This is a genomic window from Vibrio sp. Vb0349, from assembly GCF_033338975.1.
In genome coordinates this window covers 13,358-33,198 of record NZ_JAWOTS010000006.1, presented here as the reverse complement: position 1 = coordinate 33,198, position 19,841 = coordinate 13,358, and the positions used below count along the sequence as shown (strand labels likewise).

The 19,841-nt window shown below is 45.3% G+C and carries 18 protein-coding genes; 14 read left to right on the top strand and 4 right to left on the bottom strand.

What is annotated here, in order from left to right; all coding sequences use genetic code 11:
* The first annotated feature begins 29 nt into the window (after nt 1-29).
* From bamA to R7Q47_RS09245, 13 genes are all read left to right on the top strand, one after another.
* Nucleotides 30-2,444, top strand: coding sequence for an outer membrane protein assembly factor BamA (gene bamA, locus R7Q47_RS09305; protein ID WP_005391802.1), 2,415 nt, complete (start codon nt 30-32; stop codon nt 2,442-2,444).
* Nucleotides 2,445-2,457: 13 nt separating this feature from the next.
* Entirely contained in the window at nt 2,458-2,967 is a 510-nt protein-coding gene (locus R7Q47_RS09300; RefSeq protein ID WP_005391804.1) for an OmpH family outer membrane protein, read from the top strand.
* 6 nt (nt 2,968-2,973) lie between these two features.
* On the top strand, nt 2,974-4,005 hold the full coding sequence (gene lpxD / locus R7Q47_RS09295; protein ID WP_167415390.1) for a UDP-3-O-(3-hydroxymyristoyl)glucosamine N-acyltransferase: 1,032 nt from the start codon (nt 2,974-2,976) through the stop codon (nt 4,003-4,005).
* A 232-nt stretch (nt 4,006-4,237) separates the two neighbouring features.
* On the top strand, nt 4,238-4,690 hold the full coding sequence (gene fabZ / locus R7Q47_RS09290) for a 3-hydroxyacyl-ACP dehydratase FabZ (RefSeq protein WP_005380349.1): 453 nt from the start codon (nt 4,238-4,240) through the stop codon (nt 4,688-4,690).
* Nucleotide 4,691: 1 nt separating this feature from the next.
* On the top strand, nt 4,692-5,480 hold the full coding sequence (gene lpxA, locus R7Q47_RS09285) for an acyl-ACP--UDP-N-acetylglucosamine O-acyltransferase (RefSeq protein WP_005380357.1): 789 nt from the start codon (nt 4,692-4,694) through the stop codon (nt 5,478-5,480).
* A gap of 119 nt (nt 5,481-5,599) precedes the next feature.
* Nucleotides 5,600-6,739 carry a lipid-A-disaccharide synthase gene (gene lpxB / locus R7Q47_RS09280; protein ID WP_017636041.1) on the top strand — a complete coding sequence of 380 codons (1,140 nt, stop codon included), beginning with the start codon at nt 5,600-5,602 and terminating at the stop codon, nt 6,737-6,739.
* Nucleotides 6,740-6,748: 9 nt separating this feature from the next.
* On the top strand, nt 6,749-7,384 hold the full coding sequence (gene rnhB, locus R7Q47_RS09275) for a ribonuclease HII (RefSeq protein ID WP_167415389.1): 636 nt from the start codon (nt 6,749-6,751) through the stop codon (nt 7,382-7,384).
* An 81-nt stretch (nt 7,385-7,465) separates the two neighbouring features.
* A complete protein-coding gene (dnaE, locus tag R7Q47_RS09270) occupies nt 7,466-10,945 on the top strand; it encodes a DNA polymerase III subunit alpha (RefSeq protein WP_005385364.1) in 3,480 nt (1,159 codons plus the stop codon).
* Nucleotides 10,946-10,991: 46 nt separating this feature from the next.
* On the top strand, nt 10,992-11,951 hold the full coding sequence (accA, locus tag R7Q47_RS09265; RefSeq protein WP_005380365.1) for an acetyl-CoA carboxylase carboxyl transferase subunit alpha: 960 nt from the start codon (nt 10,992-10,994) through the stop codon (nt 11,949-11,951).
* A 107-nt stretch (nt 11,952-12,058) separates the two neighbouring features.
* Nucleotides 12,059-13,369 carry a tRNA lysidine(34) synthetase TilS gene (gene tilS / locus R7Q47_RS09260; protein ID WP_318088938.1) on the top strand — a complete coding sequence of 437 codons (1,311 nt, stop codon included), beginning with the start codon at nt 12,059-12,061 and terminating at the stop codon, nt 13,367-13,369.
* 70 nt (nt 13,370-13,439) lie between these two features.
* Nucleotides 13,440-13,754, top strand: a complete 315-nt coding sequence (locus R7Q47_RS09255; protein WP_033905507.1) for a c-type cytochrome — start codon at nt 13,440-13,442, stop codon at nt 13,752-13,754.
* 188 nt (nt 13,755-13,942) lie between these two features.
* The gene (gene glnB, locus R7Q47_RS09250) at nt 13,943-14,281 is read left to right on the top strand and encodes a nitrogen regulatory protein P-II (RefSeq protein WP_005380372.1); all 339 of its coding nucleotides are present in this window, start codon (nt 13,943-13,945) and stop codon (nt 14,279-14,281) included.
* 140 nt (nt 14,282-14,421) lie between these two features.
* On the top strand, nt 14,422-15,267 hold the full coding sequence (locus tag R7Q47_RS09245) for an endonuclease/exonuclease/phosphatase family protein (RefSeq protein WP_054574849.1): 846 nt from the start codon (nt 14,422-14,424) through the stop codon (nt 15,265-15,267).
* A 1-nt stretch (nt 15,268) separates the two neighbouring features.
* On the opposite strand, the gene R7Q47_RS09240 is transcribed toward R7Q47_RS09245, so the two are convergent.
* From R7Q47_RS09240 to gloB, 3 genes are all read right to left on the bottom strand, one after another.
* Entirely contained in the window at nt 15,269-15,955 is a 687-nt protein-coding gene (locus R7Q47_RS09240; protein ID WP_005380375.1) for a YIP1 family protein, read from the bottom strand.
* A complete protein-coding gene (locus R7Q47_RS09235) occupies nt 15,952-17,535 on the bottom strand; it encodes a LysM peptidoglycan-binding domain-containing protein (protein WP_318088936.1) in 1,584 nt (527 codons plus the stop codon). The genes R7Q47_RS09240 and R7Q47_RS09235 overlap by 4 nt, the downstream gene beginning before the upstream one ends.
* Nucleotides 17,536-17,789: 254 nt before the next feature.
* Nucleotides 17,790-18,548, bottom strand: coding sequence for a hydroxyacylglutathione hydrolase (gloB, locus tag R7Q47_RS09230; RefSeq protein ID WP_005380380.1), 759 nt, complete (start codon nt 18,546-18,548; stop codon nt 17,790-17,792).
* Nucleotides 18,549-18,585: 37 nt separating this feature from the next.
* On the opposite strand from gloB, the gene R7Q47_RS09225 reads away from it, so the two are divergent.
* Nucleotides 18,586-19,332, top strand: coding sequence for a class I SAM-dependent methyltransferase (locus R7Q47_RS09225; protein ID WP_017636046.1), 747 nt, complete (start codon nt 18,586-18,588; stop codon nt 19,330-19,332).
* Here the strand turns inward: R7Q47_RS09225 and rnhA are convergent.
* The gene (gene rnhA, locus R7Q47_RS09220; protein ID WP_005380384.1) at nt 19,329-19,793 is read right to left on the bottom strand and encodes a ribonuclease HI; all 465 of its coding nucleotides are present in this window, start codon (nt 19,791-19,793) and stop codon (nt 19,329-19,331) included. The two genes, R7Q47_RS09225 and rnhA, sit on opposite strands and share 4 nt — an antisense overlap.
* Nucleotides 19,794-19,841 lie beyond the last annotated feature (48 nt).

Below are 19,841 nucleotides of genomic sequence, written 5' to 3'. Positions count from 1 at the left end.
AGCAGTAGCAAGGAATAATTAGAACAAGTATGGCGATTAAGCGAATTCTATTTGCAAGTTTACTGGCGACCAGTGTATCTGCAAATGGAGCAGAGAACTTCGTAGTTCAAGATATTGAAATCGATGGATTGCAGCGTGTAGCACTGGGTGCTGCATTGTTGAAAATGCCTGTACGTGTCGGTGATACCATTGGCCAAGGCGATGTTGCAGAAATTATCCGCGCCCTGTATGCATCTGGTAACTTTGAAGATGTGAAAGTGTTGCGTGACGGTGGTGTTCTGATGGTTCAAGTCAAAGAGCGTCCTACCATTGCAAGCATCTCTTTTTCAGGTAACAAAGCAATCAAGGACGAGCAGCTACAAGAAAACCTGAACGCGTCTGGCGTTCGTGAAGGTGAAGCGCTTGACCGCACCACGCTAAGCAACATTGAAAAAGGCTTAGAAGACTTTTACTACAGCGTAGGTAAATACAACGCAACAGTAAAAGCGGTGGTGACTCCACTACCACGTAATCGTTCTGATCTTAAGTTTGTCTTTACTGAAGGTGTGTCGGCAAAAATTCAGCAAATCAACTTTATCGGTAATGAAGTGTTCAGTGATGAAGAACTGCTTTCGCGCTTTAACTTAAATGTTGATGTGCCGTGGTGGAATTTCCTTTCTGATGAAAAGTATCAAAAGCAAGTTCTTGCAGGTGATATTGAAGCACTCAAATCATTCTACCTGGATCGTGGTTACTTAAAATTTAACGTTGATTCGACACAAGTTGCAATCTCTCCTGACAAGAAAGGGGTATACATTACTCTTGGTCTAGAAGAGGGCGAGGTTTACACCGTTAAGGACGTGAAGTTCCGTGGTGATTTGATTGGTGAGGAAGCGACGTTCGAAAGACTTGTGCCATTTGAAGACAATGAGACATACAACGGCTCGTTGGTGACTTCAATGGAAGAAGGGATTAAGCGTGTGCTTGGTGAGTCCGGTTATGCTTATCCTCAAGTGAATACCATTCCAGAGTTTGACGACGAGAATCAAGAAGTTTCTTTGGTCGTTAACGTAGACCCGGGTAACCGAATTTATGTTCGTGATATTCGCTTCACGGGTAATAACTCAACCAAAGATGAAGTCCTTCGTCGTGAAATGCGTCAGATGGAAGGCAGTTGGTTGAACTCGAAATCGATTGAAACGGGTAAAACTCGTCTAAATCGTTTGGGCTACTTTGAAAATGTTGAAGTACAGACGGTTCGAGTTCCTGGTAGTGATGATCAAGTTGACCTAGTTTACTCTGTCAAAGAAGCGAACTCTGGTAGCGTTAACTTCGGTGTTGGCTACGGTACAGAATCGGGTGTGAGCTTCCAGGTTGGCCTGCAACAAGATAACTTTATTGGTAGCGGTAACCGTGTTGGTATCAACGCGATGATGAATGACTACCAGAAAAACATCAGTCTTGATTACCGTGATCCGTACTGGAACTTAGACGGTGTAAGCTTGGGTGGTAAGGTTTTCTATAACGAATTTGAAGCGAAAGAAGCCAATATCGTTGACTATACCAACGAAAGCTATGGCGCGAGCTTAACGTGGGGCTTCCCATTCGATGAGTTGAACCGTTTTGAATTCGGTGTCGGTTATACGCACAACAAGATCGGTAACTTATCGCCTTACTTGCAGGTAGAGCAGTTCTTACGAGCACAAGCAGACAACATTGATTCTAGTGGAGCGTTGAACACAAACGACTTCGACTTCAATATCTCTTGGACACGTAATAACTTAAACCGTGGCTACTTCCCTACGGCAGGTAACCATCAGCGTGCATTCTATAAAATGACCGTACCTGGCTCTGACGTTCAATACTTCAAAATGCAGTACGATGTTCGTCAGTATGTGCCATTGACTAAAAAGCATGAGTTTACCCTCTTGTTCCGTGGCCGCTTAGGTTACGGTAATGGTTACGGTCAAACGGATGGCAACGATAACTTGTTCCCATTCTACGAAAACTACTACGCAGGTGGCTTTACATCGCTTCGTGGCTTTGGCTCAAACTCTGTTGGTCCTAAAGCGGTTTACCGTGATACATCTGGTTCAAACAATGGCGCAGATACAGCAACAGATGACTCTGTTGGTGGTAACGCCGTAGCGCTAGCAAGTGTTGAGTTGATTGTCCCAACACCATTTGCATCAGAAGAAGTACAAAACCAAATTCGTACCAGTATCTTCTTTGATATGGCAAGTGTTTGGGATACGGAGTTTGACTACCGCGATTCAGGTGCGGAATATGGTGACCGTTACTACTACGATTACTCAGATCCAACCAACTACCGCTCTTCTTACGGTGCGGCGTTGCAGTGGATGTCTCCAATGGGGCCACTAGTATTCTCACTAGCGAAACCAATTAAGAAATTTGATGGCGATGATGAAGAGTTCTTCACATTCACTATCGGTAGAACTTTCTAAAGAGGAAAATATTTTGAATAAAATGATCAAAGCGGCTGGGATTGGCCTTCTTGTACTGAGCTCTTCAATGTTTGCAAATGCGGCAGAAGCTGCACAGAAAATTGCTTACGTAAATACAGCTCAAGTTTTTCAAGCTCTTCCTCAACGTGAAGTTGTACTACAAAAAATGCAGAAAGACTTCAAAAGCAAAGCTGATGAACTGAAGTCAATCCAAGCACAAGCTAAAACAAAGATTGAGAAGCTACAACGTGACGGCGAGCTTTTGGGTCAAGACGAAGTTGAAAAGCTACGTATCGATATCGCGAAGCTCGACAGCGAGTACAAAGTGAAAGCACAAGCACTGGAAAAAGCAAGTGCGCGTCGTGAAGCTGAAGAAAAAGCGAAGCTTTTCAAAACGATTCAAGATGCAGTTAAGAAAGTCGCAGACAAAAATGGTTACGATCTTGTGATTGATATCTCGGCTTTGCAGTACGGCAAGCCAGAATACAATATCTCTGAAGACGTAATTAAAGCTCTAAAATAAGAAGTTATGAAGACATTAACATTAGCCGAATTGGCGACAATTACCGGGGGTGAGCTGTTTGGTGACGAGTCTCTCGTTGTAAGCCGTGTTGCTCCAATGGATAAAGCACAAGAAGGTGACGTAACCTTCTTGTCTAACCCAAAATACGCAAAACACCTTTCTGAGTGCCAAGCTACCGTTGTTATGGTAAAGGCTGAGCATAAAGATCAATGCGTTGGAAATGCGTTAGTGGTTTCAGACCCTTATGTCGCATTTGCTCGTGTGGTTCAAGCGATGGATACCACACCAAAGCCGGCAAACGATATTGCACCAAGTGCTGTGATTGCCGCTGACGCTAAGATGGGTGAGAACGTTACAATCGGCGCTAACGCCGTGATTGAAACGGGCGTGGAACTCGGCGACAACGTAAGCGTTGGCGCTGGTTGTTTTATCGGTAAGAACGCCAAGCTAGGGAATAACACCAAGCTTTGGGCTAATGTCACTATCTATCATGAAGTGTCATTGGGTGATGACTGTCTTGTTCAATCGGGCACCGTTATTGGCTCTGATGGCTTCGGTTATGCGAATGACAAAGGCGAGTGGATTAAAATTCCTCAGCTTGGTTCAGTGCGTATCGGTAACCGCGTTGAGATTGGTGCTTGTACTACGATTGACCGCGGTGCACTCGAAGATACTATCATTGAAGACAATGTCATTCTGGATAACCAACTTCAAATCGCGCACAACGTGCAGATCGGATATGGTACCGTGATGCCTGGTGGTACTATTGTCGCGGGCAGTACAAAAATTGGTAAGTACTGCCAGATTGGCGGCGCGTCTGTTCTGAATGGCCATATCACTATCGCAGATGGTGTGGCGATTACAGGTATGGGCATGGTAATGCGCAGTATCGAAGAAAAAGGCCTTTACTCATCAGGTATTCCACTACAAACGAACAGAGAGTGGCGTAAAACTGCAACTCGAGTTCACCGTATTGATGAGATGAATAAGCGCCTGAAAGCGGTTGAAAAACAGCTGGAACAGAAAGAAGAAATTTAGAACAAGTTATCTTTCGCTCTGTATTTAACGTGAAAGCTAACAAGTTCTAGTTCCATATTCTGTAAGAAGACTCGCGAAATGCGGGTCTTTTTCTTCTATAATGACGCGCTCTAAGTAGATTTAACTCCAAGATGGTGCGTATTTTGCTAGTATATTGCAAAGCGATTCGGCTTTACGACCTGTTGCCACGTTTGCCATCTTGGCGGCAAAAAATTGATATAGGAAGACGACTTTGACTACTGAAAAGAAAACGATGAACATCTCTGAAATTCAAGAGCTACTACCTCATCGCTACCCATTCTTATTGATCGACCGAGTGATAGACTTCCAAGAAGAGAAGTACCTTCACGCGATTAAAAACGTGTCGGTTAACGAACCTCAGTTCACAGGTCACTTTCCTCAACTACCAGTATTCCCAGGTGTTTTGATTTTAGAAGCAATGGCTCAGGCAACAGGCTTACTTGCATTTAAATCATTTGGTGCACCAACAGAAAATGAACTGTACTACTTTGCAAGCGTAGACGGCGCGAAATTCCGTAAACCAGTGGTTCCGGGCGACCAATTGGTTATTGAGGTAGAATTTCTGAAAGAACGTCGCGGCATTGCTGCATTTAGCGGTGTAGCAAAAGTTGACGGCGAAGTGGTATGTTCTGCAGAACTGAAGTGTGCTCGTCGAGAGTTTTAATATGATTCATGAAACCGCTAAAATCCACCCGGCAGCGGTGGTAGAAGAGGGCGCCAAAATTGGTGCTAACGTAACAGTAGGTCCTTTTACGTACATCACCTCTACGGTTGAAATTGGTGAAGGCACAGAAGTGATGTCTCACGTTGTGATCAAAGGTCACACAACTATTGGCAAAGATAACCGTATTTTCCCACATGCTGTCATTGGTGAAGAAAACCAAGACAAAAAATACGGTGGTGAAGACACAACTGTGGTTATCGGTGATCGTAACGTCATTCGTGAAGCGGTCCAAGTTCACCGCGGCACAGTGCAAGACAAAGCAACCACGATCATTGGTGATGACAACTTATTGTGTGTGAATGCACACGTTGCGCATGATGTTGTTATTGGTAACCACACTCATATCGGTAATAACTCGATTCTTGGTGGTCACGTTACTGTTGATGATTATGCCGGTGTGATGGCACTGTCTGCGATTCATCCGTTTTGTACAGTGGGCGCTTACGCGTACATTGGCGGCTGTTCAGCAGTGGTGCAAGATGTCCCAGCTTACGTACTCGCGCAAGGTAACCACGCCACACCTTTCGGCTTGAACCTTGTTGGCTTGAAGCGTAATGGCTTTGAGAAACCAGAGATTCGTGCGCTACAAAAAGCGTATAAAGAAATCTACCGTTCAGGTAAGACGCTAGAAGAAGTGAAGCCTATTCTAGCTGAAATGGCTCAAGAGTGGCCAGCAGTGAAGCGTTTCTCAGATATTCTGGAAACGACGGAACGTGGCATTATTCGTTAATTGGCGAATGAACCAATAAATAAAAAGATCGTGACCGAATTTGAGGTTACGATCTTTTTGTGTTTTATGGATAAGGCAAACCGTTATCCATAGCGCACAGGAAAAATAGCGAAGTAGATATGGAAAGACCATTACGTATTGGCATCATTGCCGGAGAATTGTCTGGCGATACGCTAGGTGAAGGCTTTATCAAAGCAGTAAAGCAGCAATATCCAGACGCAGAGTTCGTAGGCATTGGCGGTCCGAAAATGATAGCCCAAGGTTGCGAGTCTCTGTTTGATATGGAAGAGCTTGCGGTGATGGGATTAGTCGAGGTTTTAGGCCGCTTACCGAGACTTCTTAAAGTGAAAGCTGAGCTCGTTCAGTATTTTACTCAGAATCCGCCTGATGTTTTCATCGGGATCGATGCTCCTGACTTCAACTTACGCTTGGAGCTTGACCTCAAGCAAGCGGGCATTAAAACCGTTCATTACGTGAGTCCGTCTGTTTGGGCTTGGCGTCAGAAGCGCATCTTTAAAATAGAAGCGGCAACGAACTTGGTACTAGCATTTCTTCCGTTTGAGAAAGCGTTCTACGACAAATTTAATGTACCTTGCGAGTTCATTGGTCATACCTTGGCTGATGCCATCCCACTAGAATCAGAACAAGCGCCTGCACGTGAGTTGCTTGGTTTAGAACAAGATAAAAAGTGGCTTGCTGTCCTGCCAGGCAGTCGTGGTAGCGAGTTAAAAATGCTCTCAGAGCCATTTATTGAAACCTGCAAGTTACTCCATAAAAAATTTCCAGAACTGGGGTTTGTTGTCGCGCTTGTTAATCAAAAACGCCGTGAGCAGTTTGAACAAGCATGGAAAGAGCTAGCGCCAGAGTTGGACTTCAAGTTAGTTGATGACACCGCACGCAACGTCATCACCGCATCCGATGCCGTGATGTTGGCCTCCGGTACCGTAGCGTTGGAGTGTATGCTTCTCAAGCGTCCAATGGTGGTGGGTTATCGTGTGAATGCATTTACTGCTTTTTTAGCTAAACGTCTATTGAAAACGAAGTATGTGTCATTGCCGAATATCTTGGCGGATGATGAGCTCGTCAAAGAATATCTACAAGATGAGTGCACACCAGACAATTTGTTTACTGAGGTTTCTCGCTTATTGGAAAGCGACAATAAACCGATGTTAGATAAGTTTACGGAAATGCATCATTGGATTCGTAAAGATGCGGACCAACAAGCCGCAAACGCGGTTCTAAAACTGATTGAGAAATAGAGATTTATCATGGCTGTTAAACCAAAAGTGACCAAAACCAAAGTTGAACTCCCTCCGTTTGAATATCCGCAAGGTTATCAGCTTGTGGCCGGAGTCGACGAGGTAGGACGTGGCCCTTTGGTAGGAGACGTCGTCACCGCTGCGGTTATCCTTGATCCTAACAATCCTATTGAAGGGTTGAACGATTCGAAAAAATTGACCGAAAAGAAACGCATGGCGCTGCTTCCTGAAATCAAAGAAAAAGCATTGGCGTGGGCGGTCGGGCGTTGTTCTCCTGAAGAAATCGATCAACTGAATATTTTGCAGGCGACTATGGTTGCGATGCAGCGTGCAGTGGCGGGGTTACAGGTTCAACCTGATTTGGTGTTGATTGATGGTAACCGTTGTCCGGAGCTGCCAATGGATGCTCAAGCTGTAGTAAAAGGCGATCTACGTGTTGCCGAAATCAGTGCGGCTTCCATTATTGCCAAAGTCGTGCGTGACCAAGAGATGGAAGAGTTGGATAAACTTCATCCACAATTTGGCTTCGCGAAGCACAAAGGTTACCCAACTAAAGTGCACTTTGAAGCGATTGAGCAACACGGAGTGATCAGTGAACACCGCAAGAGTTTCAAGCCAGTAAAAAAAGCGTTAGGCATAGAATAATCAAACGATCTAATTGGTGTTATAAACCCAACCTCTTTAGGTTAGAATCCCCAACAAAATAGAGTTACACGGTACCTGTTAATGTCAGATCCCAAATTCATCCACCTGCGTGTTCATAGTGACTTCTCGATGGTGGATGGCCTCAACAAAGTTCCGCCAATTGTAAAGAAAGTTGCTGAGCTCGGTATGCCCGCAATGGCGTTGACCGACTTTACCAACCTATGTGGTTTGGTGAAGTTTTACGGTACGGCGCATGGCAGTGGTGTTAAACCGATCATTGGTGCTGACTTTAAAATGCAGTCGGACGAGTTTGGTGAAGAGCTGACACAAGTGACTTTGCTTGCGGCGGATAATGTAGGTTATAAGAACCTGACGTTATTGATATCAAAAGCGTACTTACGTGGACATGTTCAACACCACCCAGTGATTGACAAAGCCTGGTTGGCTGAAATGTCTGAAGGCCTGATTGTATTATCCGGCGGTAAAAGCGGGGAAATTGGTCGCGGCCTTTTGAAAGGCAACCGTCAAATAGTGCAAGGGTGTGTTGATTTCTATAAACAGCATTTTCCAGATCGCTTTTATCTTGAGCTACTTCGTACCGGTCGTCCAGATGAAGAAACTTATCTTCACTTTGCGGTTGAATTGGCAGAGCAGCAAGACTTGCCAGTAGTGGCGACCAATGAAGTTGTATTCCTGAGTCCAGACCTATTTGATGCTCATGAAATACGCGTAGCGATTCACGATGGTTACACATTAGAAGATCCGCGTAGGCCAAAAAACTACAGTCCGCAGCAATATCTTCGTACAGAAGAAGAAATGTGTGAGCTGTTTGCTGATATTCCTGAAGCGTTAGAAAACAGTGTCGAGATAGCGAAGCGTTGTAACGTGACTGTGCGCTTAGGTGAGTACTTCCTACCAGCTTTCCCAACCGAAGGGATGAAAGAGACTGAGTTCCTAGTCATGAAATCCCGAGAGGGGTTGGAAGAGCGTTTAGAGTTCCTATTTCCAGATGAGGAAGAGAGAAAACGTCGCCGCCCTGAATATGATGAACGTCTTCAGATAGAGCTAGATGTTATCAACCAAATGGGATTCCCTGGTTACTTCTTGATCGTAATGGAGTTCATCCAGTGGTCAAAAGATAATGGAATTCCTGTAGGTCCTGGACGTGGTTCCGGTGCCGGCTCTTTGGTGGCTTACGCATTAAAAATCACCGACCTGGATCCATTAGAATACGACTTGCTGTTCGAACGTTTCTTGAACCCAGAACGTGTTTCGATGCCCGATTTCGACGTCGATTTCTGTATGGATAAACGTGACCAGGTTATTGACCACGTTGCAGAAATGTACGGTCGCGACGCGGTGTCTCAGATCATCACATTTGGTACCATGGCGGCAAAAGCGGTAATCCGTGACGTTGGCCGCGTATTGGGTCATCCATTTGGTTTTGTTGATCGTATTTCAAAGCTGATCCCGCCCGATCCGGGCATGACGCTAGATAAGGCGTTTAAAGCTGAACCTGCACTACCTGAATTGTATGAGGCTGATGAGGAAGTTAAAGAACTCATCGACATGTGTCATATTTTGGAAGGCTGTACGCGAAACGCCGGTAAACACGCTGGTGGTGTTGTAATTTCACCTACAACAATTACCGACTTTGCGCCAATTTATGCAGACGCTGAAGGTCACTTCCCGGTTACTCAATTTGATAAAAACGATGTTGAGACCGCTGGCCTAGTTAAGTTTGACTTCTTGGGTTTACGTACCTTAACCATTATTGACTGGGCGTTAGGGCTGATTAACCCACGTCTAGAGCGAGAAGGTAAAGAACCGGTTCAAATTGAATCCATACCGTTAGAAGACCCTGCCTCTTTCCGTTTGTTGCAAAACTCTGAAACGACAGCAGTATTCCAGCTTGAATCTCGAGGCATGAAAGAGCTGATTAAACGACTTCAGCCAGACTGTTTCGAAGACATCATCGCATTGGTAGCACTCTTCCGTCCGGGTCCTTTGCAATCGGGCATGGTAGATAACTTTATCGACCGTAAACATGGTCGAGAAGCGATCTCTTATCCAGATGAAAAGTGGCAACACGAGTCGCTAAAAGAGACGCTTGATCCAACCTACGGCATCATCCTGTATCAAGAGCAGGTAATGCAGATTGCGCAGATCTTAGCAGGTTACACGCTAGGTGGTGCGGACATGCTTCGTCGTGCAATGGGTAAGAAAAAGCCAGAAGAGATGGCAAAACAACGTGCTATCTTTGAAGAAGGTGCGATAAAGAACGGTATCGATGGCGAGTTGGCGATGAAAATCTTCGACTTGGTAGAGAAGTTCGCCGGTTATGGTTTTAACAAATCGCACTCTGCTGCTTATGCATTGGTTTCTTATCAAACTCTTTGGCTGAAAACACATTATCCTGCCGAATTTATGGCTGCGGTAATGACAGCCGATATGGATAACACGGAAAAAGTCGTTGGCTTGGTCGATGAGTGTTTCCGTATGAAGCTTACCGTGCTGCCACCAGACATCAACTCTGGCCTATATCGCTTTAATGTTGATGAAAATGGCGCAATTGTTTACGGTATTGGTGCGATAAAAGGGGTTGGTGAGGGCCCTATCGATGCGATTCTTGAGGCGAGAAATAAAGGTGGTCACTTTAAAGACCTATTTGATTTCTGTGCTCGAGTTGATCTAAAACGTGTCAATAAACGAGTGATAGAGAAGCTGATTTACGCGGGCGCGTTGGATCGACTAGGCCCACACCGCGCGGCGATGATGGCGTCACTCAATGATGCGGTAAAAGCAGCAAGTCAACATCACCAAGCTGAGGCGTTTGGTCAAACGGATATGTTTGGTGTGCTAACGGATGCACCTGAAGAAGTAGAGCATAAGTATACGCAGGTTCCGCCTTGGCCAGAAAAAGTGTGGTTAGAGGGCGAGCGTGATACCCTAGGTCTATATTTGACAGGGCACCCAATTAACGCCTACGTAAAGGAACTAAACAAATACACCAGTTGTCGACTAAAAGACGCAACGCCCACTCGCCGCGATCAATCTGTCACGGTAGCCGGCCTGGTTATTGCCGCTCGTGTAATGACGACCAAGCGTGGTACACGAATTGGTATTATGACACTGGATGACCGAAGTGGCCGCATGGAAGTGATGTTGTTCTCAGATGCGCTGGATCGATACGCTGAACTTCTCGAAAAAGACAGAATTTTGGTCGTTTCTGGACAGGTCAGCTTTGATGACTTCAACGGTGGCCTTAAAATGTCGGCGCGTGAAGTTATGGATCTCGGCAGTGCGCGCGAGAAATACGCTCGTGGTTTGTCGGTATCGATAGATGCAAATCAGATCAACGATCAGTTTTTTGAGCAGTTCAGCCGTATTTTAGAACCGCACAAAGCCGGAACCGTACCCGTCAATGTATACTACCAGCGTGCCGACGCCAGAGCGCGGTTAACATTGGGCACCGAGTGGCGAGTTACGCCAAGTGATACATTACTCGACGATTTAAAACAGTTGCTTGGCAAAAGCCAGGTAGAACTCGAATTTAACTAAAAATTCAGCGCAATATGTTAGACGCTGAGTAAACAAGGATTCATAGATGAGCCTAAACTTTCTTGAATTTGAAAAGCCAATTGCAGAACTAGAAGCGAAAATTGAAGCATTACGTGATGTCTCTCGTCACGGTGGTGATTCTGCGATTGACCTGGATAAAGAAATCGAACAGCTTGAGAAGAAAAGCTTAGAGCTGAAGAAAAAAACCTTCAGTGACCTAGGTGCATGGGAAACAGCTCAACTGGCTCGTCACCCACTACGTCCTTACACGCTGGATTACATCCAACACGCTTTTGAGGAGTTTGATGAATTAGCGGGTGACCGCGCGTTTGCAGACGACAAAGCGATTGTGGGTGGCATGGCTCGCCTTGAAGGCCGCCCTGTGATGATCATTGGTCACCAAAAAGGTCGTGAGACCAAAGAAAAGGTGAAACGTAACTTTGGTATGCCGAAACCAGAAGGTTACCGTAAAGCGCTACGTTTGATGGAAATGGCAGAGCGTTTCAACATGCCGATTATCACATTTATCGACACGGCTGGCGCGTATCCAGGTGTGGGCGCAGAAGAGCGTGGTCAATCTGAAGCTATCGCGAAAAACCTAAAAGTGATGTCTGGTCTTAAAGTGCCAGTAATCTGTAACGTTGTTGGTGAAGGCGGTTCTGGTGGTGCACTAGCAATCGGTGTAGGCGACTACGTGAACATGCTTCAGTACTCTACGTACTCAGTAATTTCTCCTGAGGGTTGTGCTTCAATCTTATGGCGTGATTCAGACAAAGCGCCACAAGCGGCAGAGGCAATGGGTCTAACTGCTCCGCGTCTTAAAGAGCTTGAACTGATCGACGAAATCATTGAAGAGCCACTAGGCGGCGCTCATCGCGATCATGTTCAAATGGCAGCGAATATGAAAGCGACACTACTTCGTCAGCTAGAAGATCTAGAACAATTGGATGAAGAGACGCTACGTGAGCGTCGTTACCAGCGTCTAATGAGCTACGGTTACTGTTAATTTCGGTGATTGCTATTAAGCGTTAGCTGATATCTCAAGTGATAACAGTTAAAATAGAAAGGGTTGGATGAGAGTCCAGCCCTTTTTTTGTACCTATCGGATCGCTTATGGAATCGCTTTACCCGCATTTTGCTCAAGTTCTCGGCCGCTACTATCAATTAGGCACTAAGGTTGTCTTAGCGTTTAGCGGAGGAGTGGATTCACGTCTTTTACTCGAATTACTCAGTCGCTACCAACAAGCGCACTCTGTAGAGTGTCACGCTGTGTATGTGCACCATGGTTTAAGCTCGAATGCCGATAATTGGGCCGATAAATGCTTACTTTGGGCACAACAAGTGGGGATATCGTGCTCGATCGAGCGAGTGAGCTTAGACATCAGCAATGGTGAAAGTATTGAACTTCTTGCTCGTGAAGCTCGCTACCAAGCCTTAACTAAGTACATTCAAGAAGGCGATATACTGTTGACTGGTCAACATGCCGACGATCAAATAGAGACTTTTCTCCTTGCGCTTAAGCGCGGCAGCGGGCCTAAAGGGTTATCTTCGATGGCGGAGAGTATGCCGTTTTCTTGCGGATCTCTAGTTCGACCATTGCTTACTATCAAGCGGAAGACCATCGAAGACGCCGCTACTAAATTAGGCTTGGAGTGGGTGGAAGACGAAAGCAATCAAGATACCCGTTATGATCGTAACTTTCTTCGTCATTGTGTTATTCCTGAATTGTCTGGTCGCTGGCCGAGTATCCATCAAGCGGTTCAGCGCAGTGCAAGTTTATGTGCTCAACAAGAAGCGCTATTGGATGAACTATTGAGCGCGGTGTTTGAACGCGCTTTACAAACGGATCTAAGTTTGAGTATTGAAGAACTGGCTAAGCACAGTGGATTAGCGCGTGCGCGCTTGATTCGTATGTGGCTGTCTAAGCTTAATACTAGTATGCCGACTCAGGTACAACTCAATCTCATCTGGAATGAAGTCGCATTAGCTCAGCAAGATGCCAACCCCAAACTACAACTTAAACAAGGTGAAGTGCGCCGTTTTCGAAATTGTCTCTATTGGGTAACGGAAACGGCTGACGTCACTGAGTGGCAAAGTACGATTCAAGTTGATGCGACTTTGTCGCTGCCAGAGCGGCTAGGGGAGCTGACCTTAACGACGAGTTCTAGCAACGCAACGATTGCGCTTCCGAGTCAGCCAGAATTGCTTCGCGTGACCTTTAATCCGGAAGGCTTATCAGCGCATCCAACCACGCGTAATCACAGTCGAAAACTGAAGAAGTTGTTCCAAGAATACAATGTGCCAAGCTGGCTGCGTCGTCAAATTCCGATTTTGATGTATCAAGACCGAGTCGTTGCTGTGGCAGATCTGTTCGTTGATCAGGCATTTAATGGTCAAGATTGTGAACTTATTTGGCGCAGGTAATGAAAATTCATGCCACAATGTCGATTATAAAATATAAAAATCCTTAAATAATAATTGATTAGGTGAAGCAATGAAGAAAACAATCATGGGTGCAATGGTGGCGTTAACCATGTTCAGTGGGCAAGCTCTAGCTGCGGGAGATGTCGCAGCAGGTCAAGCAAAGTCGGGAGTATGCGCGGCGTGTCATGGCGCTGATGGTATTGCTGTCATTCCGGGTTACCCAAATCTGAAAGGGCAAAATGAGCAATATATTATCAGTTCAATTAAAGCTTATAAAAATAAAGAGCGAACAGGTGGGCTTGCTGCTGTGATGCAAGCTCAAGCTTCATTGTTGTCTGATGAAGACATCGCTAACCTAGCGGCTTACTACGCAAGTTTGAAGTAAACGCGAGTCTGAAGTAAAGCTTGGACGATTGGGCATTGAGCAGTCCTCATTGGGTTTTATCAACTTATGATATTCGCCATGTTAATTTGCTCAGCCTGGATTTTCGCTGGTGGATCAGAGACAAACATTGAATGTTGCGAAACGCTAAACGATAATAAGCGCAATCGATTGAAGCTTAAGGGATGAACATGAAAAAAATTGAAGCGATTATCAAGCCATTTAAATTGGATGATGTTCGAGAAGCGCTAGCTGAAGTTGGCATTACAGGGATGACCGTCTCTGAAGTGAAAGGTTTTGGTCGCCAAAAGGGTCACACAGAGCTTTACCGTGGTGCAGAGTATATGGTGGACTTTCTACCTAAAGTGAAGCTCGAAATCGTTGTAACCGAAGATGTGGCTGATAAATGCGTAGAGACAATCATTGAAACCGCGCAAACTGGTAAGATTGGTGATGGTAAAATATTCGTCACTGATATTGAGCGTGTGGTTCGTATTCGTACTGGTGAAGAAGACGAAGACGCGATCTAAGGTTTCTTGTCACCTGTTTCGTATTTATTATGCTAAAAGGGAGCCAAGTGGCTCCTTTTTTGTTGTTTGCTTATTAGTGAAATCATTTAACCCGAGATTAGTTGTTCTAGATTTCGGGTGCCTACATTCAGGTTTGTCGTATGTTTAAGCGTTTTTTTCTGGCGTTAGCTTTTCTTATTATGGCGGTATTGGTCGGCTTCCAGGTTATTTTCACCGTACCAGATCAGCCGCAAATTATTACCCAAACAGGTACCGAGCTGACACAAGATATTAGGTGCATCGAATTTAGCGATTCAAAAGCTCTCGATCATGACGGCAAAATCAATGTGCTTGTCTGGAATATCTACAAACAGAACCGGGCTAATTGGCAACGTGCACTCGATGAGTTTTCTGCTGATAAGCAGTTACTGTTATTGCAAGAAGCCAGCATGACACCATCATTTAAACAGTGGTTGGTGGATGGTCGCTGGGTTAGTAATCAAGTGAGTGCTTTTAAGGCGCTGGGTAGCGGTGCCGGTGTAATTAGTATTGCTCAAGGGCAACCAGAAAAAGCCTGCGCTTACACCTCTAAAGAGCCGTGGCTTCGCTTACCTAAGTCTGCATTATATAGCCAGTATCACTTGAGTAATGGCGAGAAACTCGCTGTGGTGAATGTACATGCGATTAACTTCACCGTAGGTACAAAAGAGTATGTATCGCAGTTAACGGCGCTTGAAATGCTTTTAAAGCATCATGTGGGGCCAATTCTATTTGCTGGAGACTTCAATAGCTGGAGTGAATCTCGCGTTAATGCGATGAGGCAGGCCTTAAAGGCTGCGGACTTACAAGAGGTGACGTTCTTGCCGGATCATCGAGTCCAATTTATAACAGGGTTACCACTGGACCATGTGTTTTACCGAGGTCTGACGCTTAAGTACGCAAAAGCGCCGCAGAGCGACGCTTCCGATCATAACCCATTGTTATTGTCATTTACGTTAAATGACTAGCTTAGGTTACCACAATATAAAGTGCCCAAATAACGTAGAAGAATACCCATGGCAGGCTTGCAATCACCAAAGCTTGGCCACGTTCAAACTCCGTCCACGTCAGTACAACGCCGTAGCCGAGCACAATGTACCAAGGCAGAAGCAAAGGTAACGAGCTAGCGAAATGAGACCATTCGTTAGTAAGAGGCAGCTTTAATAGACCATTGAGGCTATTTAAATCGGCAGCGTAAGTCATTACCTGACCATGCTTGAGTAGCAAGCTCGCGTAGCTTGCTACATCGCCCAATACTGCTGGGAATAAGATAGCACACGATGCGGCAAACCATTTCCAGTAACCGTATTGTTGTTTGCTTGCCTTTGTTGCAAGAAAGAACCAAAGCGCGAGCAATAGTAAGGTGGCAAAGCGGTTGAATACATCATTGATGATCGCGCTTGCCATTAGCGTGTTTGGTTCTAATAGCTCAATCTGCTTCGGGTCGATTTGCTGAAATTGCGCAGCAAGTTGGTCACTGAGCCACGTGAAATCGACATTCGAAAAGTAAGCACCCCAGAATAAAAACGGACTCAGCATCAGGAAGATGAACGGTTGCCATCCCCATCCACCGCGTTGATAAAGCGCAAGAAAACAAGATGTTGGAGAACGAAAAATGTCCAACAGCATCACAAGTGGATTGCTTGATGGGTTCATACACTTACCTTCGTTACGTCAACGTACAACTTAAGCTTTTGACCTGGTTGTAAGTATTTTTTCTTGTGTAGCGAGTTCCATTTCACGATGTCGTTCGTTTTTACTTTGAACTTGCTTGCAATGCCGCTAATGGTGTCGCCAGAGCGAACGTTGTAGAAAACGGTACGGATCACAGAACCTTTGTCTGAGTCCTTCCAAATCACTAGCTTTTGACCCACACGCAATGGATCTTTAGGGCCCATACCATTCCATTTAGCTAACGATTTATACGACACTTTATTGTTACGTGCGATTGACCACAAACTTTCTCCAGACTGAACGACATGGGTGAGCTTGAGTTGACCACGAGCACGAGATTGAGTCTTGTTTAATCGGTTTTGTGCCGTTAATGCATATTTTGCATCGTCTTTTGTTGATGTCGGAATCAATAGGTATTGACCAATACGAATGTTGTTATTCGATAGGCCGTTGGCACGTCGAATGACTTTCGTGGTTGTGCCGTATTTATTAGCTAGCACGCTTAAAGAGTCACCAGATTTCACCTTGTAGCGAGCGACCTTCATCCCTTTACCGCGATTTTTCTCCACCTTGGTGAGAAAAGTCTCTTTTTTCTCTACGGGAATCAAAAGTTGGTGCGGCCCCTCAGGCGCTGTCGACCACTGGTTGTATGCTGGGTTGTAACTCTGCAACTCTTTTACGCTAATGCCGGCATAATCTGCGGCAATAGCCAGATCTAACTGCTCTTCTGGATCAACAAGCGTTAGAACAGGCTTGTTTGGAATTGCAGGAATATTAAGTCCGTACTTGTCTTGGTTTGCGATAACGTCAGCCAAGGCCAATAGCTTAGGAACGTAACTACTGGTCTCTTTTGGTAAGTCTAATGAGAAGAAATCGATAGGTTTACCGAGCTTTTTATTTTTACGAATTGCGCTAGAAACACGGCCACCACCACTGTTGTAAGCAGCAATTGCATGCTCCCAGCTACCATCAAAACGCTCGTTTAGTTGTACAAGGTAGTCCAGCGCTGCATCCGTTGCTGCTGCCACATCTCTGCGACCGTCATACCAGTAGTTTTGCTCTAGTCCCATCATTTTTCCGGTGCCAGGGACAAATTGCCACAACCCAGCCGCGCTACCATGTGAGTAGGCAAAGGCATCGAATGAACTTTCCACTACAGGAAGTAAAGCAAGCTCCATTGGGAGTCCGCGCTCTTCGATACGTTTTGTGATCATGTATAGAAAAGGAGTCGCACGCTTAGATACCGTGTAAAGGTGATTTGGGTGCTTTAAATACCACGTACGGTAGTAGTCCACTTTCTTGTGGTTTGGGATATCCATGTCCAGCTGCATGGCGATACGTTGCCACACATCTTCTTGTTCTTGGGGGGAGAGAACTTTAGGCGCGTCGTTAGCGGATTTTTTTGCTAGTGACGATTTATTGCCCGGTTGAGCTTTTACTGCATTTTGCTTTGCAGTCTGCTCAGATTTATTGGTTTCTGGTGTAGAAGACGTTGAATCTGACTGAGTCAATTGACAGCCAGATAATAACAACGCCAACGCCCAAGTATACTTCAAACGCATGGATTCAGCCTATTTAGGGCCTGTTTATCTTCACCTGCCTGTCGCGCAACGTAATGTGCGTGGCAGTCGCAAGATAATAGACATCTTTTAAACACTAACTAATTTATAGAGGCAAAGAGCTTCTAATTATGCAATGGGGAGAAATTCAAATAGATTTATATCAACCCCAAACGTAAGAGAAGCGCCAGTGGCGCTTCTCGAAAAATCAGTCCCTGATAATACTGGGGTCTTGCAAACTTACAAGCAGAAAATGGTTAAAATTCGTTCTTCCACTCGCGTAAAGCAGTAAAAACCGAGCATGGATCGCTATTTTTAATGCGACTAGCAACAGATTGAACCACGTCAGGGTTAGAGGTTCGCAAGAACGGATTAATCCACTTTTCTTTGCGTATTGTTGTTGGAAGTGTCGGAATGTTGAGTGCTCGCAGTCGGTTTACATCGTCGCGATATTGGCGAAGTTGCTCATTGTCAGGTTCAACCGCTAGAGCAAACGCCACGTTACTCGCCGTGTATTCATGTGCGCAGAAGACTTGAGTTTCTTCTGGTAGAGACGTTAGTTTGCTCAGTGATTCAAACATTTGCTCAGGCGTACCTTCAAAAATACGACCGCAGCCAGCAGAAAAGAGCACATCACCGCAAAACAGTTTTCCGTCCCCAACGTAACCGATATGGCCCAAAGTATGACCGGGTAACCCAAGTACTAAGAAAATCTCACCAAACAACTCTAGCTTGTCGCCTTCTTCCATTGGTGTCGTTAGGGTTGGAATTGGCTCTGATTTTGGGCCCACAACGGCGACGTTAGGAAATGCACGCACTAAGTCTGGAACGCCACCAATGTGATCGTTGTGGTGGTGCGTAATTAAAATCGCTTCTAAAGTTAATTCGTTAGCCTGCAGAAATTCTAATACTGGCTTCGCATCGCCCGGATCGACGACTGCGCAGCGCTTATCGCTATTTTGTATCAGCCAGATGTAATTATCATTAAATGCGGGTATGCTTTTGATCTCTAACACGATTCGTTCTCCGTCACCCATTTTAGTCAGGTGGTTAATGAAACCAGCACTCAGCAACAAAACTATACCACACCCGTCGACTTGGTCAGCAATGAACAACGGTCCGTGGGTGCTTGAGTCAATCCAGACCCGACTTGATGAATGGTGCCCGAAACTCTTCGGCTACCATATGCTCAAACTGGGCGGGTTGAGCTGTGAGCTAACCAGCTGTAATTGTAACATTCAACACCAAGTCAACGTAGATATCCAGAACCCGTTGCATAATGTGATTGCAGATGGTTACGAATTACCCTTTTTGGAAAAAAGCTTTGATGTTGTGATACTCGCTCATCAGCTCGACTATGCAAGCGATCCACACCGTTTGTTGCGTGAAGTCGATAGAGTGATGATGGACGATGGCTATGTAATTATTACTGGATTCAACCCATTAAGCTTGACTGGATTAGCGAGTTTGCTTCCATGGCGTAAACATAATTTGCCTTGGAGTGGACGAATGTTTACGTCGAACCGCATCAAAGATTGGTTAGGGTTACTTAATTATCAAGTGATTCATTGTGATCGTTATGCGCTGTTTCCGATGAAACGTTACCGTACGATGTGGACATGGTTGGAAAATAGTCTTGGTGATTGGGCATCACCCGCTGGGAGTTTGTATTACATAGTCGCGCGGAAACGGACATACCCTCTCAAGCCTATCAAACCGCATTGGCGCTTGAAGAAAAAGCTCACACCACTTGGGGTGATGAATCGAGAGGGTAACACTATGAGGAAAGAATCTCGCTAAGAGGGTTGGTAACCTGTATCTTCCTCAGTTGGGTTTTCTGCAGCAGTCCGGGCTAGCTCGTCACACATTTCGTTCTCACGATGGCCCGCGTGGCCTTTTACCCAATGCCATTCAACTTGATGGCGTGCGGTTTCTTTGTCTAGAGCTTGCCATAAATCGGCATTCTTCACGGGTTTTTTATCCGCTGTTTTCCAACCACGCTTCTTCCAGTTATGGATCCACTGAGTAATACCTTGGCGCACATATTGGCTGTCAGTCGTTAAAGTGACTTTGCAAGGTTGTTTTAGCGTCTGCAGCGCGACGACAGCCGCCAACATTTCCATGCGGTTGTTGGTAGTTAACGTATAGCCTTTGGAAAGTGTCTTTTCTACGTCTTTGTAACGCAATACTATGCCGTAACCACCTGGTCCTGGGTTACCTAAACAAGAACCGTCAGTGAAAATCTCAACGTGTTTGGTCATATTTTTTGGTACTATTAGCCGAAACATTTAATAAAGCATAGTCTGACA